The sequence below is a fragment of the Providencia sp. PROV116 genome (genome assembly GCF_028482485.1).
Classification (GTDB): Bacteria; Pseudomonadota; Gammaproteobacteria; order Enterobacterales; family Enterobacteriaceae; genus Providencia; species Providencia rettgeri.
The window spans coordinates 79,399-103,808 of the sequence record NZ_JAMPQO010000002.1 but is presented as its reverse complement, the minus strand read 5'-3'; the positions used below and the strand labels follow the sequence as shown (position 1 = coordinate 103,808).

Here is a 24,410-nt window from a genome sequence, read left to right as displayed (position 1 = left end):
CTTGAGGTATATTAGGCGTATTATTTCAAAATTACGATCTTCAATAGGAATATTGGCAATGGCTTTGATCCCTAAAAACTATGCGCGATTGGAAAGTGGCTATCGTGAAAAAGCACTTAAGATTTATCCATGGGTTTGTGGGCGCTGTACCCGCGAGTTTGTGTATTCAAATTTGCGTGAATTAACGGTTCACCATATCGACCATGATCATACTAATAACCCTGAAGATGGCAGCAATTGGGAACTATTATGCCTATTTTGCCATGATCATGAGCATTCGAAGTACACAGAGGCTGAGATGTATGGCACTAATGTTGTTGCAGGGGAAGATGCGCAAAATGATGTTGAAGCAGCGACCTATAACCCATTTGCTGATTTAAAATCAATGATGAATAAGAAAAAATAAGTATCATTGCAGACTCAGGCAGTTGTATTTAAAGGCACTCTATCGAGTGCTTTTTTACGTATTTAAATCCATATTGGTTATTAATGAATATCCTCATGACTACGATATACGAGTGATAGTTCAGGGTGATTCCATAGGCTTGCGGGCGTCACTGTAGTGCGTTTCCATGGGATATGACCAATAAACCAAAGTTTCCAGAAATTTAATTTTGCATTCGGATTTTTAGTTAATAATTCTTCAAAGGTTTCAATTTCGCCAATTTGGATTGATAAAGCAGATTGGTAAATATCAAAAACAAACTTAGAGCAAAACTGCCTAGGTGAATTGTAATTAAACCCGGTGTGGTAAAATTTGTTTAAGCGAGCAGGAACTTCAGCGACTAATGCTGATTTTTGTTCATGGGTTAGTGTATGAGCAAATCGACGTACGCTGTAACGGTTACCAGATGAACGGGAAATAAAGCGAGATAAGGTTGTGGTTGTTGAAAGCGGAACACGACTTTCTGCAATCAAATAGTCTTCGCCATTATGGCCGACAATCATGCCAACATGGTTACTCCAACATAAAGATGCTGAGGCTATTTGGCGAAATAATTCGGTCCCAATACTGGTAAAGACAACATCGCCAACTTCGTACTCATGGGGATAATTTATTTTTGTCATAAAAGTACCTCAATATAAACAATGCTATTAAGGTACAGTTATAAAGATTAGAAAATTTTCTAGCTATCGGATAAAAGCTGAAAATCATTTTTGTTTAACTAGGGGATATTTTACTCAATTGTTCGCTAAGTAATTTTACGTTGCTAATTATCTCATTTTCACCATGAGCGGCGTAGCCAAATAGAATCGCATTTTGGTGAGCACTTTGAATGCAGTAACGCGATAGCGGTTGTGCACCAAAGCCTAACAGACGGCATTGGTTAAGGATCAGGTTAATATCATAACCATCTTTAACCCAACAAACGGTATGAATGCCTGAGTCTGTCATTTGTACATCAAATAAATGCGGGAGATAATGGTTGATGGCATTGATAAACGTATTTTGTCGGTCGTAACATATCTTTCGTATTTTTCTGACGTGGCGTGCATAGTGGCCTTCTTGGATAAACTGCGCTAAAGCTGCCTGCTCTAAATAACTACAGTGGCTATCACTATAATATTTCATCATGGTGAATGCCTCACTCAGAATTTCTGGCACAATTAAAAAACCTAAACGAAAACCGGGATACATCATTTTAGAGAATGTCCCTGCATAAATAACACGTTGATGATTATCTAAGCCTTGTAAGGCTTGAATAGGTTTTGATAGAAAACGAAATTCACTGTTATAGTCATCTTCAAAAACCCATGCATTATTTTGTTGTGCCCAATCCAATAATGCTAAACGTCTCGGTAAGCTGAGAGTTGTGCCGAGAGGAAACTGGTGAGAAGGCGTGGTGTAAATTAATTTTGCTGTTTCATGATGTTTTGCACCATATACAATATCCATTCCTTCTCTGTCAGATGGAATAGCGGCAATCTCAGCACCTGCTGCGGTTAAAATAGCTCTCGCACTATCATAGCCAGGGTCATCTAACCATACTTTATCCCCTTGCTGTAATAAGACTTTTGCGGCTAAATTAATGGCTTGTTGTGTTCCATTGACAATAATAATTTGTTGCTGTTTACAATGAACTCCGCGAGTAGAACGAACGTAATCGACTAATAAATTTTTAAGCGGTGTATACCCATCAGGGTGATTAAAATGCGTAATTGCATGTTTGGATTTACGCCAAACTCGGCCTAATAATCTACCCCATAATTCATGTGGAAATTGGTCTACACAGCCAATACCAATATTAAACATTGAGTTCTTATCGGTATTCGGCCGTGAGTTTTTCCATAAATTTGTTAAAGTAGAAACTCTAGGGTTCAGATTTAATGCAGGGTATCCAGATTGGTCGCGCTGTTTAGTACTACTTATGGTGCCAACTAATTCATCAGGAATATGGGGCGAAACATAAGTTCCTGAGCCTTTTTTCGAGTAAAGATACCCTTCATCAATTAATCGTTCAAACCCAGCAATGACCGAGTTTCGCGAGATCGACATCATTTCCGCTAATGCTCTCGAAGAAGGTAGCTTAACACCAGCAGCAATACGTCCATCTAAGATAGCGTTACGTATTGTGTGATAAATATTTTCCTTAATGTGTCCATCTTCAAGTAAAAGTAATGGGAACTGCGCATGTTGTTGGCGTCGCATAAAGTGGTTCCTAAATAAATAACAAAAGTGTCTCTTATACAGAGCCAGATTGCTATGTACTATAACTCCATTATGTAATATGTCTACAAATGGAAGGGTTATTATGAGTAAAACAACATTATCAGTTACCGTAGAATTTGTTGCTCCAGAACATTATCCAGCATGGTTAGTGTACTGGCTGGAATATCAAAAATTTTATCGAGTAGATTTAAGCGAAGAAATTACCCTAAAAGCATGGGAGCGCTTTTTTGATGAAAATGAACCGATGTATTGTGCGGTTGCGCTTGAAGGTGGAAAAGTTGTTGGTTTTGTGAATTATTTATTTCACCGTTCAACATGGGCAGAAAATGATTTTTGTTACCTAGAAGATTTATATGTGACACCAGAAATGCGTGGACGGCATGTAGGAAAACAATTAATTGAATTTGTACATACACAAGCGCAAGAAAAACAATGTGGCCGCTTATATTGGCATACACAGGAAACCAATTTACGAGGCCAAAAGTTGTATAATTGGGTTGCAGAAAAACCAGGGGTAATTGAATATAGAATGCCTTTGTAATAAAACGCAGTAGCATATCCTATATTCAGTAACATATTGATAGGCCCGCTGTTTAGTCACAACGGGTTTTTTGTTTTTATCAGAAAATAAGCAAAAATTAGAGAGTTAGATTGGCTAACTGACTTCTAACATCCATTAATGCAAAACCGAGCAAATTTAACCCTTTCCATGTTAATGGGTTTTCAATATTTTCAGTATCTTCGGCAAGGCCTATTCCCCAAATTTTATCAACGGGGCTAGCTTCAACCAGAACACGTTCGTTTGTGGCAAGTAAAAACTGCTTAATTTCTTTATTTTGAGAAAATTTGGCCATATTCGCCGCAACAACAATGGTAAAACGGTTTTCATCCCATATATCTTGTTTAAACCCACGAACCTCACGGCCAAATGCTTTAGCTGCACCAGGATTTGGTGCATGAATAATTTTATCCAATGTTTCTAAATCACCAAATAAGCGTGCTTTTTCTGCCATCATAAAATGTTCTGCGCTAGCAAAACGGTGATTATCGACAACAAATGGGGAAGGGTACCACTGGCTAAAACAGCTTTTTGTAATTTGGTTTTGCTTGGTTTGGTGGCCCCAGAAGAAAATATATTTAAATTTTTTCCCTGAGCGGTATTGTTTACAGAGGCTTTTGATATCCATAACTTAAGTTTTATTAAGGAGTAATATTCTTAGCTTATCGATAATAAAAAGATTTGGATATCAGAAAAACCTGCTTAGATTACTAAGCAGGTAAAAAAATTAAAGTACTTTACTTAAAAACTCCGCAGTTCGTGGGTTTTTAGGTGCAGTAAAGAGTTGTTCTGGTGTGCCTTCTTCTTGAATTATACCTTGGTCAATAAACATAACGCGGTCAGCGACTTCACGCGCAAATCCCATTTCATGGGTGACGATAACCATCGTCATACCTTCATTCGCTAGGGTTTTCATCACAGAAAGTACCTCCCCAACTAATTCAGGGTCAAGCGCAGACGTCGGTTCATCAAATAACAAAATGGACGGTTGCATTGCTAAGGCCCGGGCAATAGCAACACGTTGCTGCTGCCCACCGGATAAACTGGCAGGCCATGCATCAATTTTATCTAACAGCCCTACTTTGGTTAGGAGTTGTTCAGCTTGTTTAAGTGCCAGTTCCTTTTTTATTCCTTTTACTAAGGTTGGTGCCATCACTAAATTTTCTAACACGGTCATATGGGGGAATAAGTTAAAACGCTGAAACACCATCCCCACATTTTCTCTCATTTTATTTAAATCGGTTTTAGGGTCATGAACGTTAAAACCGTTAACTTGTATTTCACCGCCATCTGGGCGTTCTAGTGCGTTTAAACACCGTAAGAAGGTACTTTTGCCTGAGCCAGAAGGGCCTATGACACAAATCACTTCTTGAGGTTTAACTTCGCAAGAAATACCTCTAAGTACATGAGCATCGCCAAATTTCTTTTGTAAATTATTAACGTAAATCACTTCTGCCCAACCTTCTTTCCATATATTGCACCAGCTGAGCAAGTATAAATGTCAGCATCCAATAAATCACAGATATCGTTAAGTAGGGTTCCCAATAAGTTGCATAAGCACCGGATACCGTTCTCGCTGCATAGGCGAGATCAGCTAAGCCAATTGCGGAAGCAAGGGAGGAATCCTTAACAATCGCGATGGCATTATTTCCAAGCGGGGGAAGGATACGACGAAAAGCTTGTGGAAGGATCACTTTACGCATTGTTTTTGCCCAACTCATACCAAGCGCACGCGAGGCTTCCATCTGCCCTTTGTCAATAGATTGAATGCCCGCACGAAAAATTTCAGAAACATAAGCCCCTGAGTTTAAAGTGATTGCAATGACACAAGATAAAAATGCACCGTAATCGGAGCGGAGCATTTTAGCCGTATCAATAGACATTATCCCTGAGGTAACAAATAGGCCATCACGCGGGTTAATAAATAGTGGAACTAAGGCAAAGTGAACAACCATTATTTGAACAAATAGCGGAGTACCACGAAAAGCACTGACATAGAAGCGAACAGGCCACTGCACAAAATAATGTAAAATCGGTTTCCAAATTCCTTGCTCAGCTTTGGCAGTTCTTCCTAAGCCGAGAGTTAACCCCCATAATGAGCCTAAAATAACGCAAATGATGGTTGCTTTTATCGTCATCATTGCGCCTTCAGCAAATAATGGAGCATATTCTTCAATTATTTCCCAACGAAACGCAGACATCTTAATTTTCACCCTGATTTAGAACGTGAAAAAGCCATCTAAGGATGGCCTTAAGTTAGATTTAATTATTGTTTTGGTAATTGAGGAACGTTTTCATCAAACCATTTTTGATAAATTTTATTGTAAGTACCGTCTGCAATAATTTTTTCTAAGCCATTATTTATTTTTTGCTGTAATTCGCTATTTCCTTTTGCGACAGCAATACCAAAATATTGTTTTTCGAAGTGGTTATCGTAGATCAGTTTAAATTTTTTCTCTGGGTGCGTTTTTATGTAATATTTAATCACACCAACATCACCAACAGCTGCATCAATACCATCTTCAAATAGCTCTTGTAATAAAAGCGGTGTATTGTCGAAACGTTTAATTGATGTACTGTTTTTTCCGATTACATCAGAAACAACAATGTCACCTGTGCTGGAGTTGACGACACCTACATTCAGCTCTTTTAAGCTATTTAAATCTTTTACATCAGATGTTTCGCTGATAACGATCGCTTGCTCAGCAGGGAAATAGGGATTAGAAAAATCAACCATATTTTTGCGTTTATCGGTAATTGTAATCCCCGAAATTAAAATATCCCTATCACCTGACGATAAAGTCGCAAAAATCCCTTCCCAAGGAGTATTGACAAGTTTAACGTCAAAACCTTCTGCTTCCGCGATTGCTTTAATGATATCAATATCAAAGCCTTCGAGCTGTTTTTGGCTATTTTCATATTCGAATGGACGGTAAGTCCCACCAGCACCAACTGTATAGCTTTCTTTTGCGTAAACATTCCCGGCGAAGGCTGCCAATGACATACAGCCAGCAAAAACTAATTTTTTAAACATATCAACCTCTTTAATTATGCATTTATAGTGAATAAAAATACATAATATTACCGTGGTAAGCAAATGATTTTTATATGCCTAAGTGAGATAATTTTAGGGTTCATTTTTTGTATGGAAAAAATATTTATTTAAATATAAACAAGCGATAATCGATTAAATATTGATTGATGCAAAAATGAATGGAGAAAAACCAAATATTGAAATAGAGCTTTTTTTACCTATCCGTCACAAAAACTTAACGATAGACTAATTAATATACTTAGCTAATACTCAAATAAAACAGATTACGTTCTCATGGATAAGATTTTATTAGTTTTATGGCCATTATTTGCTCTGATTGCAATGGGGTTTGTATTACGTCGTTCGACAATAGTTGCCACTGATTTTTGGCCGAGTGCTGAAAAGTTAAACTATTTCATTTTATTCCCTGCATTATTAATCAACAGTTTAGCAACAGCACCATTGGATAACCCTAAATTACCCTATTTAGCGAGCGCCATTCTATATGTTTTAGCGATTAGTTCTGCGTTAGTTCTTGGTTGCAAATATTTATTCAAAATTCCTATCCCACGATTTGGGGCTCATATCCAAGGAATTACGCGTTTTAATACTTATTTAGGGCTGGCCATTGTTGCAGATTTATTTGGTAAAGAAGGCATTGCTATTGCTGCAGTCATTATGGCTGTTTTAGTGCCAAGCTGTAATGTCATAGCTGTACTTTCATTATCTTCTGGGCAAAAAGTCTCCGTTAAGCAAATTTTATTGCCGATCATAAAAAATCCATTAATTATTTCTTGTGTTGTGGGAGTGTTATTAAATATATCGCCTGTGGGGTTACCGTTTGGATCTGATCAATTTTTAAAATTACTCGCAGCCGCTAGTTTACCACTAGGCCTAATCTGTATTGGAGCCGCATTACAAACCTCAACACTGAAAAATGAATTTAAACCCATCATGACATCGACACTGTTACGCTTACTTCTTATGCCTATTTTAGCGGTAACAGTAGCGAGTTTATTTTCATTGCCAAATCTTGAAACAACCCTATTAGTGCTATTTTTTGCTATTCCCACTGCACCAACCGCTTATATTTTAACGCGCCAGTTAAATGGAGATAGTCAGTTAATGGCAGGTATAATAACCTTACAAACCGTGGTTGCTGTGTTCACATTACCCATTGTTTTATCCTTTGTAGTACATTAATTGTGAATATATTAATTGTGGGATAAGCACATTAGTCTCGATATATTTTGCAACTATCACACTGATACTCTATGTTATCGGAGATGATTTTATCTGATGATAAGGAGTTGTGTGTGTCTTTGGAAAAATGCCAGAAATATGAAAACTTATCTATTGAAGATGTTTTGGATAAACTTTCGTTGTTATATAGCAATGCGATAGACTCATTAAGGGACGCTATCGCTATTTATGTAAAAGAAGGCCGCATACCAGATATTACAGAAAGGGAAAATGGGTTATTCGCTTACCCCGAGCTATGTGTAACATGGGAAGGAAAAATCGATCATTGTGAAAAAACACGTGCTTATGCTCGCTTTGTTAAACGAGGCGATTACACCATTACGGTGACGCAGCCAGATTTATTCCGTGCCTATTTAGTTGAACAGCTGTCTATTTTGCAACAGGATTATGATGTTACTTTTGCTGTTCGCCCTTCAAAAATTGAAATTCCTTATCCTTTTGTCATTGATGGGTCAGACTTAGTGTTGGATAGGAGTATGAGCAGTAATTTAGCTGCATATTTTCCTATAACCGATTTATCTCACATTAGTGATGATATTACCGATGGTTTGTATTCTGCTACAGATGAAATGCCACTGTCCCATTTTGATGCATTACGTGTGGATTTTTCATTAGCACGTTTGAAACATTATACCGGAACCCCACCTGAGCATGTTCAACCGTATATTTTGTTCACCAATTATAACCGTTATGTTGATGAGTTCGTGAATTGGGCATGTGAACAGGTACGAGATCCTGAAAGTCGTTATATTGCATTATCTTGTGTAGGGCATAATTATTTAACCGCTGAAAATGCAGACCCGCAAATTGCCACTTCTGATTTAACATGGAAAAAATTTCAAATGCCTGCATATCATCTAATCGCTAGGGATGGTGCAGGGATTACTTTAGTGAATATCGGTGTTGGGCCTTCAAATGCAAAGAATATTTGCGACCATTTAGCGGTTTTACGACCACATGCTTGGTTGATGATAGGCCATTGTGGTGGATTAAGAGAAAGCCAAAAAATTGGTGATTATGTTTTGGCACATGCTTATTTGCGTGATGACCATATTCTTGATGATGTATTACCGCCAGATATTCCTATTCCAAGTATTGCAGAAGTCCAACGCGCGCTGTATGACGCAACGAAACAAGTTAGTAATATGCCTGGGGAGTTGGTAAAGCAACGGCTACGAACAGGAACCGTTGTTACAACAGATGATAGAAACTGGGAATTACGCTTTTTTGCAACGGCTCGCCGCTTTAGTTTAAGTCGCGCTGTTGCAGTGGATATGGAAAGTGCAACAATCGCAGCACAAGGTTATCGTTTCAGGGTTCCCTACGGTACGCTTTTATGTGTTTCGGATAAACCTTTGCATGGTGAGATTAAATTACCGGGCCAAGCAAACAGTTTCTATGAAGGTGCAATTTCTGAACACTTACAAATAGGTATTCGTGCTATTGATTTATTGAGGCAAGAAGGGGATAAATTACATTCAAGGAAATTAAGAACGTTTGATGAACCCCCATTTAGATAGCAAGGAGATGCAATCAATGTCTGTAATACCTGAACTTGAGACAGACAGATTAATATTAAATAAACACCAAGTGAGTGATTTTCCTGCACTTGCGAAGTTATGGGCGACCGAGTCGATGGTTCGCTACATTGGCGGTATGCCATCTAGCGAGCGCGAGTCATGGATGAGAATGTTAGCTTATGGTGGCTTATGGCCATTATTAGGCTTTGGTTATTGGGCTGTCCGCGAAAAAGTGAGTGGCCAATATATTGGTGATTTGGGGTTTGCAGATTTTCATCGTATGGTCGAGCCGCAAGTTAAAGGCATTCCGGAAGCGGGCTGGGTCATTGCACCTGAATATCAAGGAAAAGGTTATGCAACAGAAGCGATGCAGGCTGCATTGTCTTGGCTAATAAAAGAAAATAAGTTTCGGCAATCTATTTGTTTTATTGAGCCGAGGAATTTAGCATCTTTACGCGTGGCTGAAAAATTGGGTTACGTAGTTGACCGTGAGATATTTATGAATGGCACGATCACGGTACTATTACGGCAACAATTAGCTTGAGTTGTGAATGTTAGAGCGGGTTATTATCTCATGCATGATGAACTAGATATTTCTCAAGTTAGCCAATTATCAGGTTTAGCGGCATCAACCTTACGTTATTATGAAGAAAGAGGTTTGATTAAACCGATAGGCCGCAAGGGGTTAAAACGGGTTTATCATGGGAAAGATGTTATGACCCGCTTATCTTTAATTGCATTAGGGCAGGAAGCTAAATTTTCACTCGACGAAATTGCTACCATGCTCAATCATAAGGATGGCCCTAATATTGAACGTGCGAGCTTACTCGAAAAAACCGAGGAGATTGAGCAAACCATACAGGGGTTATCTGCATTAAAAAAAGGTATTTTACACATTGCGAATTGCCCTGAAAAAAATCACTTTTTATGCCCTAATTTTCAAAAAATCATGGAAAATAGTTTAAAATTAAATCAATTGAAGAAAAATCAACGCTAAATAACTATCCCACTTTTGGTAATAATCAATCCTACTTTCAGGCATGGAATGGGATTGATTCTCTGGTTACACTCCTAAGATTGCAGTTACCATTTTAGGAACGATATGACTAACCATTTTCTTGCATTTGAGAAACCCATTGTTGAACTCAATGACAAAATTGAAGCGCTTATTGCCTTCAAACAGAAAGGGCACCCTTCAGAAATTCAATTAGAGGAAGAAATCCAGCTCTTGAAAAAAAAGAGCCACTCGCTGACGAAAACGATATTTGCATCTCTTGGGGCATGGGAAATTGTTCAATTAGCTAGGCATCCATTAAGGCCTTATCCTCTTGATTATATTCCATTAATATTTACTGAATTTCAAGAATTAGCCGGTGACCGTGCTTTTGCTGATGATAAGGCGCTGGTGGGGGGGCTTGCTCGTTTGGATGGCAGGCCGGTTATGGTACTGGGGCAACAAAAAGGGCGTACAACAAAAGAAAAAGTTATACGTAATTTTGGTATGCCGTCGCCAGAAGGCTACCGTAAAGCACTCCGTTTAATGAAAATGGCGGAACGTTTCCACTTACCTGTATTGGTATTTATTGATTCTGCGGGAGCGTATCCTGGCGTTGGCGCTGAAGAGCGCGGACAAGCAGAAGCCATTGCACGCAATATTATGGAAATGTCGCGCTTAAAAACGCCCATTATTTGTGTCATTACAGGCGAAGGTTGTTCTGGTGGTGCGTTAGGCATTGGTGTGGGGGATCGTATTAATATGTTGGAATACAGTACTTATGCAGCGATATCTCCGGAAGGTTGTGCTTCTATTTTATGGAAAGACTCTCAAAAGGCACAAATTGCAGCGGAAGTGATGGGAATGACCGCTCCACGGTTAAAAGAACTAGGCATTATCGATACCATTATTTCAGAGCCTTTGGGTGGAGCTCACTGTGACTATCAGTTAGCTGCAGAACAATTAAAACAACAATTACTCACTGATTTAAATGAGTTAATTCAATTAGACATGGAAGTATTGCTGGCAGAGCGGTATCAAAAAATAATGGATTTTGGATACTGCTAATGCTATTAGTTCAGATTAATAGAGAGTGAACTGTAGGGATTAGAAATGGCTGTTGACCTGAATTTATTGAAAGTATTTATTGCCGTTGCGACACAAGGAAATTTTGTCAATGCGGCAAAATTACTTTCAATGCCAACATCGAATGTAAGCCGTTATATTAAACAGTTGGAACAACAACTTAACAGCCAGTTAATTGAACGTACAACCCGGCAAATGCGGCTAACTGAAACAGGAAATATTTTATTTGAGCAAAGCCAAAGGTTAGTTAGTGAATTAGAGCAGGTTGTGGTGCAAATTTGTCATCCACAACAACTTACTGGAACGTTACGGCTAACTATCCCCAGTGAATTTGGTAGTCTATTATTCGCGGATTTATTAGCGAAGTTTGCATTATTACACCCACAATTAAATATTCACTGTGATACACAATTAATGCCTCAAGATGTTATTAGTGATGATATTGATTTATTACTCACATTTCATCGCGGTCACCTTGAGGACAGTAGCTATCACTCACGTTTAATCAAATCATGGCAAAGTGTTGTAGTTGCCGCTCCCCAATTAATTGAACAAGTAGGAAAACCATGTTTATTTAAGGACTTAGCTAATATGCCGTGTATTTCAAGCTTGAGTGCATTGCAGGGGCAACCATGGATATTTATTGATTCAGAGGGTTTACAGCAAAAAGTGATAATTAACAGTAATTATCGAGTAAATAGTGGCATTCTAGCTCACGCTGCCGCAATGAACGGCGTTGGTTATGCTATTCTGGCATTAGAAGCGTGTGCCGAACAGATTACACAGAATAAATTAGTGCAAATAGAATTCGATGGAGTATCACCAGCCCCAATAGAGCTGCGCGCGGTTTATGCGAGCCGTAGTGCATTATCACCAAAGATAGACACTTTTTTACAGTATTTGTTAGCAAATATTTAACTATGCTAAGCGTGGGTCAACACTAAAATCCAGCGGTTTAACGGTATGTAAGGCTTTTTGAAATTGCGGGTGCAACGGGTTAATAATTGCATTGTATTCGTAGGGAATAATGCAAGAGGGAATTAATAATACTAAGCTATCTTGGTTATTTAGCCATGTAGTACCAATATCCATGGTAGAAGTTGGCGCTGGGTCTTGCTGCCAATCTGTTGGAAGGTGGTCTAACGACAATTTCATCACGTACCTATCATTGATATCGATGGATAGCAAACTGAACTGGTTTAATAGTAAGTCTTGATTGATGTGAACGAGTATTTCAAGGGTGGCTAATGAAATACTGGTTGAAGTATAAACAGAGGGAGTTCCTTTATGATTCCAACGCCCACCGTAGAGCATGGCTCCTTGACCAGACCATGCATCGTGAATAAAACTGGATTTAACCAATCGATACAAAATCATGAAAACACACCATGCTCAATGCGGCCAATCAAATCAATCACCTCAATGGCTCCACTTTCTGTCGCAATAAGCTCAATAGGGCGTAAATGGCCTAACCCTTTAACGGGGTGATTAAGCCAATCACCTGCTGCATGTTTATCTCCATTAAATAAACGCACTGCCGCATCGAATACGCGTACTAGACGAGCAATTCGTTCGCTTTCATCAGCATTGAGGGGTTGGCCTGCATTTTTGCGACGAGCAATATTGCGTTCATTAATGCCGGATATCCGTAATAATTCAGTTTTACTCATTCCTGACCATTCTTGGATATTGTCTAAAACAGAGACAGACAGCCCTTGGCGTAAGAAGTGGGTCAATTCAATACCACGTTCGGCAGGTAACCCTACATGGCGCCATAGTGGTTTAAAAGATGAAGCAGTCGGTTGAAGTGGGGTTGTGGGGATATAGTTTCTCATTTGAACCTCCTGACATTTGTCATTTTCATTATAGACAAATGTCAGAAAAATGCAAAATTAATGAACAAAAAACAAACAGAGGAAATAGTTATTTATCACCACGTAGACGAATTGTCAGGCCTTTTAGGAAGTAACGCAGTAATTGGTCCCCACATTCGCGATAGTTTTTATGTCCTGGTTTACGAAAAACAGCGTTAAGCTCAGGTTTGGATACACGAAAATCAACAAGCTGATAGATTTCAATCATATCTGTATCTTTTAATTCAAAAGCTACGCGTAATTTTTTGAGCATAATATTGTTATTAAGGCGGCTATCAACGTCAGGTGCGGGATGATTTTCATCTTTACCGCGGCGGTGATAGATTAAACCATTCAGAAAATGCCCCATTACATTGTCATTGCACTCAACATATTCAGGCTCATTATCTTTTTTTAACCAAGTCATCATTTCTTCTTTTGTAACAGCCAAATCTGCGAGTTTTACGATTTTAACCATTTGGGCATCGCTTAGATCCAACATATAGCGAACACTACGTAAAACATAATTATTAAGCATGGTATTGTATTATCCATTATCCATAAAAGTTAATTGGCTATTTATTGAGTAAGTAAGGCCAATAAAGTATTCACTATGACAATCAATGACAGGGTGAAATTGAAAAGGAATATATTTTGAGAGGGCCATATTATGAGGGATTAACCAAGATAAAGCAAAGCGTTGAACGATGCTTTATCTTGAATATTAAGTTAACCGATAAAATAAATAAGGGAATAGAAAAATACTAAAGTAAGACCGACAGTTAACAGCATATTTTTCAATACTGAGGCAACAACGACACAGAATAACGCCCCCCATAAATAAGGATTATCTGGGAAGGAGCGTAGACCATGGTTTTCTAATAGGATAACAGGGGCACAAATTGCGGTTAGCAAGCAAGGCGCTGAGTACCCTAGTGCTTGACGAACCACGAGGGGCAGACGTATTGGTAACTGTGGTATTAGGAAAATATAACGTAGAGTAAAAACAACTGCTGTTAAGGTAATAATTAAAAGCCAAATCATTTTTCCTCCTTCAATAAACGTGAAACGGCCACCGATACAAACATCCCACCCACACCAGCGATAACAATAGCACTACTAAAGGAGTACATTGAAAGTACGATGGCGACAACGAGTGAAAAAATAACACCACAAAGCGTACTTATTTTTCTTGTTAGTGGAACGACGATCGCAAGCAAAGTTGCAACCACAGAAAAATCGAGATGTAAGCGACTCAAATCGCCCACAATATTGGCCATCGCAATCCCACAAAGGCTGGTGATTAACCAAACGATATAAAAACTAAACCCAGCACCAAAGAGATAGGGAAAACTTAAACTTTGGCGTTTAGCTGCGCTAATCGCAAATAATTCATCTGTTAATAAAAAGCCGATACTAAGGCGCTGGGGCGTTGTAAAGTCTTTAACTTGAGGGCGTAATGTCAACCCATAAAGTAAGTGCTGAGAAGTGATAAAAAAAACAGAGATAACAATCGTGATATAGCCTGCACCTGAGTTAAGTAATCCAAGAGTAACTAACTGTGCTGCGCCTGCAAATACCATCGCAGACATCGCCACACTTTGCCAGAAATCGAGACCTGTTTCGACCGCCATTGAACCTGCTAATACCCCCCATGGAATAACAGCAAGATTAAGAGGAGCGGTATGAGCAGCTCCTGTCATCATCGCTTTTTGCCATTGGTTACTTTGTTGTGATGCCATTTAAACTAACCTTGTTGTAATTATGAACACTTTTATAATTTGATTGATTTTAAAGATATTAAATATTAGTAGATAGAATAAAATTGCTCTTTTCACCGATCCGATGCCGAATAAAATTCCCAGGGGTAACTCCAAGGGCCTGTTTAAAATGTCGAGTGAAATGACTTTGGTCGGAAAAACCGCATTGGTTTGAGACTTCTGCAGGCGTATTTCCTGCTAATAACAGTTTTTTTGCCTTGTGTAAGCGGGCTTGTACTAAGAATGCGTGTGGTGTAATCCCTGTATGCAATTTAAACTGTCGTAGAAAGTGCCATTGGCTAAAACCTGATATTTCGGCTAATTGGCTTAATGAATGTTCTTGTCCGCAGGTGTTGATGAGCAAGTCACAAATTTGTTCTATGCGTTGCTTTGCGGGTGTTATTTCTGTTAATTCAATTTTAGTGCGGTTGTAACGTAAGGTTAGCCAACTTAAAGAGGATAACAACAAGGTTTCCTTGAAAAGGGTATTACCTGATTGAGGTAATAGATTAAACAATAAGCGGAGTTGGGCGCTAAGCCCTGCATCCTGTATCACTGCAATAGGAAACCAGGGTACCAACCCTTGGTGCTCTGTTGTTAAACCGAGTGTGAGTTGGGTAAAAAGTTCTGGAGTAGGGTAAATAGCCTGATAAGACCAGCCATTTTCCATTGCTGATGAGCCAGTGTGAATTTCATCGGCATTAACTAAAATTATATCCCCTTTAGGCGCGTAGTGGTTTTCGCCAGTACGGAAAAATTGTTGTGCGCCTTCTTCGATAACACCAATGCAAAACCCTTCATGACTATGGCGAGAAAATTTTTGTTGATGATAACGGGCTTTGATCATTTCAAGGCCGTTGAGTTCCTCTAGATGAAAATAGTTAGCGCTTTCCATGGAATTCCTAAAATAATAATGATTAATAACTCAATATTTTTTAATAAAATGTTAAAAGAAAATAATCTTAGCTTGCTATTAAATGAGGTGTTTTAATTTTATACAGTTTTTATCCAACGTTACTTTTAAATAGCACCGACATTTATGTTATAACGTGAAACCTCACTCAAATCACTATTACTATTTCATTTGTTTTTGTGGTGTCAAATTCTTTGTTATGAATAAATACTGGCATTAATCACTGTCTTGCTAGGTGTTTGTAGTCCGCTTCTGATTAAGTTGGTTTGCGTGGTTTATTGTTCTTGTTAGGCATGTTGCTTCATTGCTATAAAACCAGATTATTTTAATTTATTGAAATTATATTTTATATTTGCATTATTCATTAGTGATATCTTTTATAGAGTGAATAAAGTCTGTATCATAATAAATATAAAGAAATGATGTGAATTTTTTGTTATAACTTTTATTGAGTTAGCGGGTTTCCTATGCTTGAAAATCTCGGTATTACAAACTTATGGACTTATCTTATCGGTGTTATTTTTATTACATTGGTACCAGGCCCTAATTCTTTATTTGTTTTAACTAGCAGTGCGAAATATGGTGTGAAAAATGGTTATAAAGCAGCATTAGGTGTCTTTACAGGAGATGCTATGCTCATTTTTCTATCATTTTTAGGGGTTGCGTCTTTAGTAAAAACATCGCCTATCTTTTTTAGTGTTATAAAATACGCAGGGGCGGCATATTTATTTTATTTAGGGATTAAAGCCTTATATAGCGTATTGCATAAGAAAGAAAATACAGGTGATGTTGATTCAATTACTTTAGAAACTAAGGGTACCTATAAAAAAGCCGTTTTTTTAAGTTTACTAAACCCTAAAATGATCATTTTTTATGTTTCATTTTTTATCCAATTCATCGACCCAGCTTACCCAAGCGCGGGGGTGCCATTTTTTATTCTTGGCGCCATTTTAGAAGCCTGTAGCATGATTTATTTATCACTATTGATTTTTGGCGCAGTTGCCGTAACGAATCTGGTAAAACATAATAAAAAGCTATCTAAATTATCTAATAGTTGTATTGGCGCTGTATTCTTGATGTTTGGAGCAAAACTTGCACTAACCGCATAATTGTTTTATCAGAAATAGCCGGCCATGCGCTGGCTATTTTTTTATCACTGTTACCCACTCACTAGCTTCCGTTTAGTGTCTTCCTTGCCCGTTTGACGGTATAGTGTTTGCATGCCTGGCGTGTATATCTAGTTAGCATCTCAGTCATTAAAGCTATTGTTGCAGCCAATTAAAATACGCAAGTGACATTAGCAGAGTTAATGCCTTATGACTGGAAGGCCGCGAGGTGTTAAGCTCGAAAATAAAAATACAATGTAGAAATAGTAAAATGGAAAAAGGGCAATGATAGGATGAACGAGGAAGTTAAACATTTTACGGCAACAGCAATGATCCGTAATGAGCATGGTGAATTTTTATTACACGAACATCAAAAGCTTGGTTTTTGGTTACCACCGGGTGGCCACATCGAAGTGAATGAAGAGCCACAGCATGCTGTTTTTCGAGAAGTTCTTGAGGAAACTGGGTTAGAGTGCCAAGTAGTCAGTTGTGGTTTCCCGTTTGCATCACAAATCCATGATTCATCCCATACACAAGTACTGCCGTTGCCTATCGCTATCTTGAAAGAATTTATTGTCGATAAAAAGAAAGGTAACCATTGGCATATTGATATGATTTACTTATGTGAGTTATTGCCTTCATCACAACCGCCTTTTGCACCATTTGAATGGGTGCCATTTGAGGCGCTCGCCAAACTCAATATTCCAGCCGACGTGATTGAGTTGGCGAAAGTGGTCAATGAATATTATCGGTTGCAGGGTAAATAGTTATCATGAATGTGGACATGGGTAGGAATGTAAGTACAAGATTAATTTATATTAAAGAATAATAAAGATAGTCCCAATAGAATGAGTAGTGCACCAATTGTTCTATCCATAATAAATTGGTAGTTAAGAATTTTGTTTCGTACTACGGGTGTCGCAAAGAAAATAGCAATTAGACTAAACCAAAGCCAATGAGCGAAAGAAATAAATAGGCCATAACTTAAATTTAACCAAATTGAGTTCTGTGTACTGATAACTTGGCTGTACACAGAAACTACAAAAAACATGGTTTTTGGGTTTAAAGCATTCGTCAAAAAACCATTTTTAAAAGCGTTTAAGGCAGATAATGGCCTTGATACTGCATTATTTGAGGATATTTTTACTTTATTTGTTAATGATTTAAATCCGATATACACCAAGTAAATTACACCAATAAGTTTAACTATTAAGAATAATGTTGGTGAATTCATGATGACCAGCGTGATACCAAAAACGGTATAGAACACATGAACCTGTACCCCAATAGCGATACCTAGCGCACACAATAAGCCTGTTTTAATGCCATAGGTATAACTATTGCGAGTTACCATAGCGAAGTCAGGCCCTGGACTAATGACGGCTAAAATGGTGATGGTCGCAACTGCAATAACTTCATTCATATTAATTTCCTGAAAGGTAATAGAAACAGACTAAAAATGTATTTACTTTGAAATAATTTGTTTATTTATTGTTTTTATTATCAATGGATTGAATAAAACTAAAAAGCGATTTATCCTGACGCAAATCTGTCAGTTTTTGTTACCTATATATATGAAACTACCACCGTTAACATCATTACGTTTTTTTGATACTGCTGCGAAAGCAGGCAGTTTTGTGAAGGCAGCACAAGAGCTAAATGTGACTCATAGTGCGATTAGCCGACAAATTCGTTTATTAGAAGAATATCTTGGTGTTGAGTTATTCGAACGAAGGAATCGAGCTGTTTTTTTAACGGCTAACGGGCAAATATTGTTACAAACAACTAGTTCGATATTCGAACAGCTTAAAGACGGTGTTGAAAAGATAAAAAGTAGCACGTTTCCTGATGTTGTTAGCTTGTCTTGTGAACCAACAATTGCAATGAAGTGGTTAATTCCTCGACTTACGCATTTTTATCAACAATATCCTCATATTACGGTACATCTAGTTGCCGCAGGTGGTGTTATTGATTTTACAAAAGCGAACGTTGATTTAGCATTGAGGCGTAATGATTTTAAATGGAATGACAATCTTTTTGCAGTAAAAGTTTGTTCAGAACGCATGGGGGTTGTGGTTCGGCCTGAACTTGATCTTAAGAAAAACTTTGCTCATATACCACAACTGTCGACGACATCTAGACCCAATGCATGGACAACTTGGCAGAATATAAAAAAAGTTACTCTTCCAAATAGTAAAACTATTACATATGAGCACTTTTACTTGTGCATTCAAGCTGCATTGGCGGGGCAAGGAGCAGCGCTTGCATCATTTTTGATGGTTGCGGATGAAGTACAATCAAAGCAATTAGCCGCACCATATGGTTTCATTGAAGATAGTTCTGCGTATTATTTATTGTCATCGAAACCTATTGAAAAGGGCAGTGCAGCAGCTATTTTTACCCAGTGGCTAATAGAGCAGGTGAATATCAGTATTGAAACCCTGATTGACGGAAGATAATTACCTATCAAAAAAAGAAGGTTTGATTATAAAGCCAGCGAACCCTAATGAAAAATAAATAATTTATGTCATAACCATTTCTTTGCGTGCTATATTTCTCTGCTAGGTTTGGTGTTTTATGTCGGAGCAAATAATGAGCAAGATACGAGTAGGTGTTATTTTTGGTGGTCGATCAACAGAACATGAAGTTTCGCTACAGTCCGCTAAAAATATTATCAATGGATTAGATCGCAATAAATTTGATGTATGCCTTTTGGGAATCAATAAAGAAGGGCAATGGCATGAATATAACGAATCTGATTATTTATTGCATGGTGATGACCCGTCTCGTATTGCCTTGAATACACCAAAACGTAGCATTGCATTTGTTCCGGGAAAAACGCGAGAACAATTTATTTCGCTTGAAGATACGAAGCCATTGCCGCAAATTGATGTTATTTTCCCTATTGTTCACGGTAATTTAGGTGAAGACGGTTCGCTGCAAGGCTTATTGCGTATGGCGAATTTACCGTTTGTCGGGCCGGGGGTTTTAGGTTCGTCGGCCTGTATGGATAAAGACGTTACCAAAAGGTTACTTAGAGATGCAGGTTTAAATATTGCCCCGTTTATTACGGTGTTTAAAAATGAACGTGCAACAACAGAATTTGAAGCCACTGTGGCACTGCTAGGTTTACCGCTATTCATTAAGCCTGCAAATCAAGGTTCATCTGTTGGGATCAGCAAAGTCAGCACTAAATCGGAATTTGAAACGGCTCTGGATTTTGCCTTTTTATTTGATAATAAAGTCCTTATTGAAAGTGCAGTAAAAGGGCGTGAAATTGAGTGTGCAGTATTGGGTAATGAAGCGCCTCTTGCCAGCCCTTGTGGTGAAATCGTGTTGCACGATAGTTTTTATGCATACCATACCAAATATATTGATGAGAATGGCGCATCTGTCGTTGCTCCTGCACAATTAGATGAGGCGGTGAGTGATAAAATTCGTGAGATTGCCTTATCCGCATACCGCGCATTAAATTGCTATGGAATGTCCCGTGTGGATGTTTTCTTAACAGAAAATAATGACGTTGTTATCAATGAAATCAACACATTGCCTGGTTTTACGAATATCAGTATGTACCCTAAACTATGGCAGCAAGGCGGTATGACCTATCAGCAATTAATTAGCCGCTTAATTGAGTTAGGAATTGAAAAATTTCAACAAACGGCGATGTTGAAAACGGCATGTAATGAGCTTTAATCGCTGAGATAATACTATCTCGGTAGTTTTTATGACTACCGAGATGTTTATTTACTCTGAACTTGAGCCTTCATCTGTTGTAAAAATAAGTTTGTTTCTTTTGGTGAGGTGAGCCGAACAAACTGAATATGGCGTAAATTGAAATTTACCATATGACTTAGGTTTCTTTTCTTATTTGGATAGTAAGTCTTTAGCAGCCACAAAATTATCGAATCGCGACTGAAAAAGGCATTTTTCCAACGTTCTTTATTGCCTGTATTTTCCCACAGCTCTTGTCCAGAACGAATGCGCGCTAATGTGCGCGTAATCGACTGATAAAGGGTTCGAGGCAAGGAGTAATCCAACCAAACCACCATGTCGACTTCTTTCCATTTAATGGGTTGAGTCCGTGTATAGTTGCCATCAAGAATCCATCCAGATACCGCTTTATCTAATGTAGCGGCGAGTTTCTGGTTAAGCTCATCATCCGAAGAACCTTGCCAATTTGCTAGCCAATATAAGCTATCTAACTCAATAGAAGGGACATTTAATAACAAAGAAAGTTGCTGGCAAAGGGTACTTTTACCGCTGCCACTAGTGCCAATAATATTAATTTTCATATGTAAACATCAGACAATTTTGTCACTAGGGTTGATCTGGAAATGACTGAATTTGGAACCATTGTATGAACAATGATCCCAGATTAGATGCCTCTACAAATAACACTATTGCTTTAAATTATTTGCACCAGACATAATTGATGTAGCGAAATAATGGCACAAAACCAAATTTTTTATACAGGTCAAATCCTGCTTCTGAAGCATCAAGGAAACAGTGCTCTACACCTTGCTGGCGGCAAAATGCTAAAGCATAATCAATGAGTTGTGATGCATAGCCATTACCTTGATGGCTTGGCTCAGTACCAATATCATCAAAACGGGCTAACGTTCCTTCAATTGTTACGGTCATTGAGGTCGCTGGTTCTCCGTTGACGAGCAACACAAGGTGAAATTGTGGTGCGCCTTGTTGCAAAGCATCCTCATGATAACGCACATATTCTTTAATAACCTGGTCGTGCTCTTCAGATAGATAAAATGCGGAAACAAGTGGCTTAGCCCACAAAGACAAATCGTGATTCGCTAAGACGATATCGACTTGGTTATCAGGCAGTTCAACCTCATTTTGTTTTGCTAAGGTTAACGCCATTGCGGTAGTGACGCTGTCACGTTTGTAACCTAGTGACTCAGCCTCAGTTACCACCTGTTGGAGCATCTCTTCGGGGATCACTAAAGTATGGTTTTTCTTCTGTGAAACAAACAGGTTGTGAGCCTGCATAAAGGCGTGACTGGTCGAGTCAGGCTGCAAATAAATGAAGTTAAACGCCGGCGAATTAAGGGGCGTTAAATAGCAAATTGTGTGTTGTGCGATCTGGATACTATGTTCACAAATAGATGTCCAAAATGTTTTTTCAATCGATTGATAATGTCTTAAATAGTACAACGGAATATTCATTTGTCAGTTACCTGATACAAAACGAGTTAATCGATATGGGCCTAATGCGGCTTGTTCTATTCCATGCAAGATTTCATCTTGAGCCAATTGGCATATCAAAGGCGCTAGCGTAATCGCAGCGTGCATACTGATAATATATAAACCTTCAAAATCAGCAACTTTTCCGACAATTGGCATCTCATCTTTAGGTATAGGTCGCATTCCTATGAAAGCGTTTTCAAGATTTAACGTGTTACTACCTATAAATGAATTTTTAATCGTTGTAAGGGCGTTTTGTGCGATAGCCACTGCACTGTGCTCGGGTTTTTCGCTAATATAATCTTCAGCACAGAGTATTTTACCTGAACCTGCCGGTCGTAGCTCCATTTGTGGTGTTGAAATGATATGTTGAACCAATGTTTGTTCGACGGAATCATTGATACGCACAATGATAGAGGGAGAGGAGGTAACAGGTAATTCAACATTAAGCGATTGCATAAGGGCAGCCGCGTCTACGCCAGCAGTCACGATAACCTGTTCAGCTAAAAACGTATTTTTATGGGTGTTTACGCCAATTATGCGCCCATTTTCCTGCAAAATAGTGTGAACTTCCTGCTGAGGTAAATAGATAACACCTTGTTCAATAGCAAGGGATAGCAACGCTTTTGTTGCATGAATCGGGTCAACGCTACCTTCATCTGGGCAAAATGCAGCAAGTTCAGGTAAGGCAGACAAGAAAGGTTCCATCTTGTGTACGGTTGACTTGTCCAATAATTCGACATTAAATCCACTCTGTTGGTGATGGTAGACATATTCTGCAGTTGCTGAATCTGTTTCTTGCCAGCTGAGAGCACCTGTCCACTGGATCTTTAACTTTCCATCAGTGTGTTTATCGAGTTCATGCCATGCAACGAGGGCTTGTTGTCGAAGTTGACTATATGCATCGGGCCTTCCATATGACACATTTAACCAAGCGAAAGCATGCTGTGTGACACCTTGGCCAGCGTGTGCTTTATCAAGCAAAATGACCTGCTTATCGGATTGTCTTGATAGATACCAAGCTAATGTTGTACCAACAAAGCCAGCACCAATAATGATAATCTTTTTTTGATGGGTAGGGTTCATTTAGCCTCAGTATATATATGGCAGTCGCTAGTAGAAAAATCAGATGGAATTTTAATAGTTTAATGAATAATTATATATATGAAATCTATAAATAGAGCACGATTGTTCCCATTTTTATCAGATATGAACAATTGATGAGAGAAAACGGAGTGTAAGGCTACAATGCAGTAGCCTTAAGAGATTCAAAAAATTACACACGGATAAAACGAGTTACAAAAGCAATAATAACTAATAATGCAGAAATTAATAATAATGCAGTTGCCAAGGACAATTGAAAAGCAACAAAACCAATAGCTGCAGGTCCAGCCAAAATACCTAAATAGCCTAAAGTTGAAATTGCAGGTACGGCAAGAGCCTCTGGCATCGTTTTTTGCTTCCCTACAGCAGAAAACATCACCGGTACTATATTAGATGAACCCGCACCGACTAATGCAAAACCTATGATGGCAAATATGAGATGAGGAGATAAAACAGCAATAACAAAACCAAGGCAAGCGAGCAAAGCACCTAAAAATACGACACGAGCAGAACCGACTCGCATAACAATTTTGTCGCCCAGTAATCGGCCAATAGTCATGGTTGTGGCGAAAGCCGCAAAACCTAAACCGCCTAAAGTTTCTTTTAATCCATGGTGTTCAATTAGAAATACAGCTCCCCAGTCAAGAACTGCGCCTTCAGCAAGAAAAACGGCAAAACAGACAACCCCAATAACTAAAACAATGCCTTTCGGGATAGCGATGAGGGGGCCAGTTGGGGCGTTAGCGTAGGGGAGTAAACCGTTATAGCAAGCCGCTAATAGAACCACCGCAACAATTGAAATAATCATTGATGCCATTGTCGCGGAAACGCCAAGTAGCAAGATCAAACTCATGGTACCTGCGCCTGCTATTCCCCCGACACTATAAAAACCGTGAAAACCAGACATAATTGGCTTGTCGGATGATTTTTCAACAATAACAGCTTGGATGTTCATCGCGCAATCTGTTAAGCCAATGAAAATTCCAAAAAATAATAAGGCAACGATGATAAAGTTAACTTGCGATAAAGAAGATAAAATGGGGAACAACAAACAAAAGGCGATAGTGGAAAAAACCATTAAGCGGCGGCAGCCATACTTGGCCGCTAATGCTCCGGTCACCGGCATAGCAATAAGTGCCCCTCCACCGAAACATAATAGTAGCATGCCAAGGGTGGCATCATTTGCTCCTGTGTTAAGTTTGACATAAGGAACAATGGCTGCCCAGGCCGCGGTAACAAAACCAGCAATAAAAAAAATAATTCGAGTAGAAATTTGCTCCCTTTTAGCGGGTATTAAGGAAACATGGCTATTAACTTGTTGAGTAGATTGCATTTTATAGGG

At 38.6% G+C, this 24,410-nt stretch carries 29 protein-coding genes; 12 read left to right on the top strand and 17 right to left on the bottom strand.

Annotation, left to right across the window (positions count from 1 at the left end; translation table 11 throughout):
* Positions 1 to 58: 58 nt before the first annotated feature.
* Positions 59 to 406 (top strand): HNH nuclease YajD, encoded by a 348-nt coding sequence (gene yajD, locus PSE72_RS02060; protein WP_004910806.1) that lies wholly within the window; start codon positions 59 to 61, stop codon positions 404 to 406.
* Positions 407 to 486: 80 nt separating this feature from the next.
* Here yajD and PSE72_RS02055 read toward each other — a convergent pair whose 3' ends face one another.
* Positions 487 to 1,068 (bottom strand): YebB family permuted papain-like enzyme, encoded by a 582-nt coding sequence (locus tag PSE72_RS02055; RefSeq protein WP_115167277.1) that lies wholly within the window; start codon positions 1,066 to 1,068, stop codon positions 487 to 489.
* Between the two features lie 94 nt (positions 1,069 to 1,162).
* Positions 1,163 to 2,650, bottom strand: a complete 1,488-nt coding sequence (gene pdxR / locus PSE72_RS02050; protein WP_217007721.1) for a MocR-like pyridoxine biosynthesis transcription factor PdxR — start codon at positions 2,648 to 2,650, stop codon at positions 1,163 to 1,165.
* A gap of 103 nt (positions 2,651 to 2,753) precedes the next feature.
* Here pdxR and PSE72_RS02045 point away from each other — a divergent pair, with 103 nt between their 5' ends.
* Positions 2,754 to 3,212 (top strand): GNAT family N-acetyltransferase, encoded by a 459-nt coding sequence (locus PSE72_RS02045; RefSeq protein WP_004910809.1) that lies wholly within the window; start codon positions 2,754 to 2,756, stop codon positions 3,210 to 3,212.
* 97 nt (positions 3,213 to 3,309) lie between these two features.
* Here the strand turns inward: PSE72_RS02045 and PSE72_RS02040 are convergent, their stop codons facing one another.
* The 4 genes from PSE72_RS02040 to PSE72_RS02025 all read right to left on the bottom strand — a co-directional run bounded on the left by PSE72_RS02040 (position 3,310) and on the right by PSE72_RS02025 (position 6,264).
* Positions 3,310 to 3,858, bottom strand: coding sequence for an NADAR family protein (locus PSE72_RS02040; protein ID WP_115167275.1), 549 nt, complete (start codon positions 3,856 to 3,858; stop codon positions 3,310 to 3,312).
* Positions 3,859 to 3,957: 99 nt separating this feature from the next.
* Positions 3,958 to 4,680, bottom strand: coding sequence for an amino acid ABC transporter ATP-binding protein (locus tag PSE72_RS02035; protein WP_115167274.1), 723 nt, complete (start codon positions 4,678 to 4,680; stop codon positions 3,958 to 3,960).
* Positions 4,667 to 5,431: an amino acid ABC transporter permease gene (locus PSE72_RS02030; RefSeq protein ID WP_004910811.1), complete on the bottom strand. Its 765-nt coding sequence runs from the start codon at positions 5,429 to 5,431 to the stop codon at positions 4,667 to 4,669. The genes PSE72_RS02035 and PSE72_RS02030 overlap by 14 nt, the downstream gene beginning before the upstream one ends.
* Positions 5,432 to 5,496: 65 nt before the next feature.
* On the bottom strand, positions 5,497 to 6,264 hold the full coding sequence (locus tag PSE72_RS02025) for a basic amino acid ABC transporter substrate-binding protein (RefSeq protein ID WP_109912195.1): 768 nt from the start codon (positions 6,262 to 6,264) through the stop codon (positions 5,497 to 5,499).
* Positions 6,265 to 6,558: 294 nt separating this feature from the next.
* On the opposite strand from PSE72_RS02025, the gene PSE72_RS02020 reads away from it, so the two are divergent.
* From PSE72_RS02020 to PSE72_RS01995, 6 genes are all read left to right on the top strand, one after another.
* Positions 6,559 to 7,467, top strand: a complete 909-nt coding sequence (locus PSE72_RS02020) for an AEC family transporter (RefSeq protein ID WP_198641157.1) — start codon at positions 6,559 to 6,561, stop codon at positions 7,465 to 7,467.
* Between the two features lie 119 nt (positions 7,468 to 7,586).
* Positions 7,587 to 9,047, top strand: coding sequence for an AMP nucleosidase (locus PSE72_RS02015; RefSeq protein WP_004910817.1), 1,461 nt, complete (start codon positions 7,587 to 7,589; stop codon positions 9,045 to 9,047).
* Positions 9,028 to 9,591: a GNAT family N-acetyltransferase gene (locus tag PSE72_RS02010; RefSeq protein ID WP_115167273.1), complete on the top strand. Its 564-nt coding sequence runs from the start codon at positions 9,028 to 9,030 to the stop codon at positions 9,589 to 9,591. Before PSE72_RS02015 ends, PSE72_RS02010 begins: the two co-directional genes overlap by 20 nt.
* Positions 9,592 to 9,621: 30 nt before the next feature.
* A complete protein-coding gene (locus PSE72_RS02005) occupies positions 9,622 to 10,044 on the top strand; it encodes a helix-turn-helix domain-containing protein (RefSeq protein ID WP_115167272.1) in 423 nt (140 codons plus the stop codon).
* Between the two features lie 105 nt (positions 10,045 to 10,149).
* On the top strand, positions 10,150 to 11,109 hold the full coding sequence (accA, locus tag PSE72_RS02000; protein WP_115167271.1) for an acetyl-CoA carboxylase carboxyl transferase subunit alpha: 960 nt from the start codon (positions 10,150 to 10,152) through the stop codon (positions 11,107 to 11,109).
* Positions 11,110 to 11,154: 45 nt separating this feature from the next.
* Complete coding sequence (locus tag PSE72_RS01995) at positions 11,155 to 12,045, top strand: LysR family transcriptional regulator (RefSeq protein WP_109912199.1); 891 nt, start codon at positions 11,155 to 11,157, stop codon at positions 12,043 to 12,045.
* On the opposite strand, the gene PSE72_RS01990 is transcribed toward PSE72_RS01995, so the two are convergent.
* The 6 genes from PSE72_RS01990 to PSE72_RS01965 form a co-directional block, all read right to left on the bottom strand.
* Positions 12,046 to 12,504, bottom strand: coding sequence for an RES family NAD+ phosphorylase (locus PSE72_RS01990; RefSeq protein ID WP_217007720.1), 459 nt, complete (start codon positions 12,502 to 12,504; stop codon positions 12,046 to 12,048).
* Entirely contained in the window at positions 12,501 to 12,962 is a 462-nt protein-coding gene (gene parS, locus PSE72_RS01985) for a type II RES/Xre toxin-antitoxin system antitoxin (RefSeq protein WP_004910826.1), read from the bottom strand. Before parS ends, PSE72_RS01990 begins: the two co-directional genes overlap by 4 nt.
* A gap of 88 nt (positions 12,963 to 13,050) precedes the next feature.
* On the bottom strand, positions 13,051 to 13,518 hold the full coding sequence (locus PSE72_RS01980) for a DUF1456 family protein (protein WP_115167270.1): 468 nt from the start codon (positions 13,516 to 13,518) through the stop codon (positions 13,051 to 13,053).
* A 191-nt stretch (positions 13,519 to 13,709) separates the two neighbouring features.
* Positions 13,710 to 14,024: an AzlD domain-containing protein gene (locus PSE72_RS01975; protein WP_115167269.1), complete on the bottom strand. Its 315-nt coding sequence runs from the start codon at positions 14,022 to 14,024 to the stop codon at positions 13,710 to 13,712.
* Positions 14,021 to 14,722 carry an AzlC family ABC transporter permease gene (locus PSE72_RS01970; protein WP_115167268.1) on the bottom strand — a complete coding sequence of 234 codons (702 nt, stop codon included), beginning with the start codon at positions 14,720 to 14,722 and terminating at the stop codon, positions 14,021 to 14,023. Before PSE72_RS01970 ends, PSE72_RS01975 begins: the two co-directional genes overlap by 4 nt.
* Positions 14,723 to 14,780: 58 nt before the next feature.
* The gene (locus tag PSE72_RS01965; protein WP_115167267.1) at positions 14,781 to 15,635 is read right to left on the bottom strand and encodes a helix-turn-helix transcriptional regulator; all 855 of its coding nucleotides are present in this window, start codon (positions 15,633 to 15,635) and stop codon (positions 14,781 to 14,783) included.
* 485 nt (positions 15,636 to 16,120) lie between these two features.
* On the opposite strand from PSE72_RS01965, the gene leuE reads away from it, so the two are divergent.
* Both leuE and PSE72_RS01955 read left to right on the top strand, forming a co-directional pair.
* Entirely contained in the window at positions 16,121 to 16,762 is a 642-nt protein-coding gene (gene leuE / locus PSE72_RS01960) for a leucine efflux protein LeuE (protein WP_115167266.1), read from the top strand.
* A 290-nt stretch (positions 16,763 to 17,052) separates the two neighbouring features.
* On the top strand, positions 17,053 to 17,526 hold the full coding sequence (locus PSE72_RS01955; protein WP_109912202.1) for an NUDIX hydrolase: 474 nt from the start codon (positions 17,053 to 17,055) through the stop codon (positions 17,524 to 17,526).
* Positions 17,527 to 17,567: 41 nt separating this feature from the next.
* Here the strand turns inward: PSE72_RS01955 and PSE72_RS01950 are convergent, their stop codons facing one another.
* A complete protein-coding gene (locus tag PSE72_RS01950; protein ID WP_109912203.1) occupies positions 17,568 to 18,182 on the bottom strand; it encodes a LysE family translocator in 615 nt (204 codons plus the stop codon).
* Between the two features lie 151 nt (positions 18,183 to 18,333).
* Here PSE72_RS01950 and PSE72_RS01945 point away from each other — a divergent pair, with 151 nt between their 5' ends.
* Both PSE72_RS01945 and ddlA read left to right on the top strand, forming a co-directional pair.
* Positions 18,334 to 19,218 carry a LysR substrate-binding domain-containing protein gene (locus PSE72_RS01945; RefSeq protein ID WP_115167265.1) on the top strand — a complete coding sequence of 295 codons (885 nt, stop codon included), beginning with the start codon at positions 18,334 to 18,336 and terminating at the stop codon, positions 19,216 to 19,218.
* A gap of 133 nt (positions 19,219 to 19,351) precedes the next feature.
* Positions 19,352 to 20,455: a D-alanine--D-alanine ligase gene (gene ddlA / locus PSE72_RS01940; RefSeq protein WP_115167264.1), complete on the top strand. Its 1,104-nt coding sequence runs from the start codon at positions 19,352 to 19,354 to the stop codon at positions 20,453 to 20,455.
* Positions 20,456 to 20,502: 47 nt separating this feature from the next.
* Here ddlA and PSE72_RS01935 read toward each other — a convergent pair whose 3' ends face one another.
* From PSE72_RS01935 to PSE72_RS01920, 4 genes are all read right to left on the bottom strand, one after another.
* Positions 20,503 to 21,054 (bottom strand): adenylate kinase, encoded by a 552-nt coding sequence (locus tag PSE72_RS01935; protein WP_109912206.1) that lies wholly within the window; start codon positions 21,052 to 21,054, stop codon positions 20,503 to 20,505.
* A 118-nt stretch (positions 21,055 to 21,172) separates the two neighbouring features.
* On the bottom strand, positions 21,173 to 21,946 hold the full coding sequence (locus PSE72_RS01930; protein WP_004910844.1) for a GNAT family N-acetyltransferase: 774 nt from the start codon (positions 21,944 to 21,946) through the stop codon (positions 21,173 to 21,175).
* A 3-nt stretch (positions 21,947 to 21,949) separates the two neighbouring features.
* Positions 21,950 to 23,050 carry an NAD(P)/FAD-dependent oxidoreductase gene (locus PSE72_RS01925; RefSeq protein WP_115167263.1) on the bottom strand — a complete coding sequence of 367 codons (1,101 nt, stop codon included), beginning with the start codon at positions 23,048 to 23,050 and terminating at the stop codon, positions 21,950 to 21,952.
* A 190-nt stretch (positions 23,051 to 23,240) separates the two neighbouring features.
* Positions 23,241 to 24,401 (bottom strand): MFS transporter, encoded by a 1,161-nt coding sequence (locus PSE72_RS01920; protein ID WP_115167262.1) that lies wholly within the window; start codon positions 24,399 to 24,401, stop codon positions 23,241 to 23,243.
* Positions 24,402 to 24,410: the final 9 nt, after the last annotated feature.

Coding starts and splice junctions, on each gene's coding strand:
- yajD (WP_004910806.1), top strand. CDS start 59: ATGGCTTTGATCCCTAAAAACTATGCGCGATTGGAAAGTGGCTATCGT.
- PSE72_RS02055 (WP_115167277.1), bottom strand. CDS start 1,068: ATGACAAAAATAAATTATCCCCATGAGTACGAAGTTGGCGATGTTGTC.
- pdxR (WP_217007721.1), bottom strand. CDS start 2,650: ATGCGACGCCAACAACATGCGCAGTTCCCATTACTTTTACTTGAAGAT.
- PSE72_RS02045 (WP_004910809.1), top strand. CDS start 2,754: ATGAGTAAAACAACATTATCAGTTACCGTAGAATTTGTTGCTCCAGAA.
- PSE72_RS02040 (WP_115167275.1), bottom strand. CDS start 3,858: ATGGATATCAAAAGCCTCTGTAAACAATACCGCTCAGGGAAAAAATTT.
- PSE72_RS02030 (WP_004910811.1), bottom strand. CDS start 5,431: ATGTCTGCGTTTCGTTGGGAAATAATTGAAGAATATGCTCCATTATTT.
- PSE72_RS02025 (WP_109912195.1), bottom strand. CDS start 6,264: ATGTTTAAAAAATTAGTTTTTGCTGGCTGTATGTCATTGGCAGCCTTC.
- PSE72_RS02020 (WP_198641157.1), top strand. CDS start 6,559: ATGGATAAGATTTTATTAGTTTTATGGCCATTATTTGCTCTGATTGCA.
- PSE72_RS02010 (WP_115167273.1), top strand. CDS start 9,028: ATGAACCCCCATTTAGATAGCAAGGAGATGCAATCAATGTCTGTAATA.
- PSE72_RS02005 (WP_115167272.1), top strand. CDS start 9,622: ATGCATGATGAACTAGATATTTCTCAAGTTAGCCAATTATCAGGTTTA.
- accA (WP_115167271.1), top strand. CDS start 10,150: ATGACTAACCATTTTCTTGCATTTGAGAAACCCATTGTTGAACTCAAT.
- PSE72_RS01995 (WP_109912199.1), top strand. CDS start 11,155: ATGGCTGTTGACCTGAATTTATTGAAAGTATTTATTGCCGTTGCGACA.
- PSE72_RS01990 (WP_217007720.1), bottom strand. CDS start 12,504: ATGATTTTGTATCGATTGGTTAAATCCAGTTTTATTCACGATGCATGG.
- parS (WP_004910826.1), bottom strand. CDS start 12,962: ATGAGAAACTATATCCCCACAACCCCACTTCAACCGACTGCTTCATCT.
- PSE72_RS01980 (WP_115167270.1), bottom strand. CDS start 13,518: ATGCTTAATAATTATGTTTTACGTAGTGTTCGCTATATGTTGGATCTA.
- PSE72_RS01975 (WP_115167269.1), bottom strand. CDS start 14,024: ATGATTTGGCTTTTAATTATTACCTTAACAGCAGTTGTTTTTACTCTA.
- PSE72_RS01970 (WP_115167268.1), bottom strand. CDS start 14,722: ATGGCATCACAACAAAGTAACCAATGGCAAAAAGCGATGATGACAGGA.
- PSE72_RS01965 (WP_115167267.1), bottom strand. CDS start 15,635: ATGGAAAGCGCTAACTATTTTCATCTAGAGGAACTCAACGGCCTTGAA.
- leuE (WP_115167266.1), top strand. CDS start 16,121: ATGCTTGAAAATCTCGGTATTACAAACTTATGGACTTATCTTATCGGT.
- PSE72_RS01955 (WP_109912202.1), top strand. CDS start 17,053: ATGAACGAGGAAGTTAAACATTTTACGGCAACAGCAATGATCCGTAAT.
- PSE72_RS01950 (WP_109912203.1), bottom strand. CDS start 18,182: ATGAATGAAGTTATTGCAGTTGCGACCATCACCATTTTAGCCGTCATT.
- PSE72_RS01945 (WP_115167265.1), top strand. CDS start 18,334: ATGAAACTACCACCGTTAACATCATTACGTTTTTTTGATACTGCTGCG.
- ddlA (WP_115167264.1), top strand. CDS start 19,352: ATGAGCAAGATACGAGTAGGTGTTATTTTTGGTGGTCGATCAACAGAA.
- PSE72_RS01935 (WP_109912206.1), bottom strand. CDS start 21,054: ATGAAAATTAATATTATTGGCACTAGTGGCAGCGGTAAAAGTACCCTT.
- PSE72_RS01930 (WP_004910844.1), bottom strand. CDS start 21,946: ATGAATATTCCGTTGTACTATTTAAGACATTATCAATCGATTGAAAAA.
- PSE72_RS01925 (WP_115167263.1), bottom strand. CDS start 23,050: ATGAACCCTACCCATCAAAAAAAGATTATCATTATTGGTGCTGGCTTT.
- PSE72_RS01920 (WP_115167262.1), bottom strand. CDS start 24,401: ATGCAATCTACTCAACAAGTTAATAGCCATGTTTCCTTAATACCCGCT.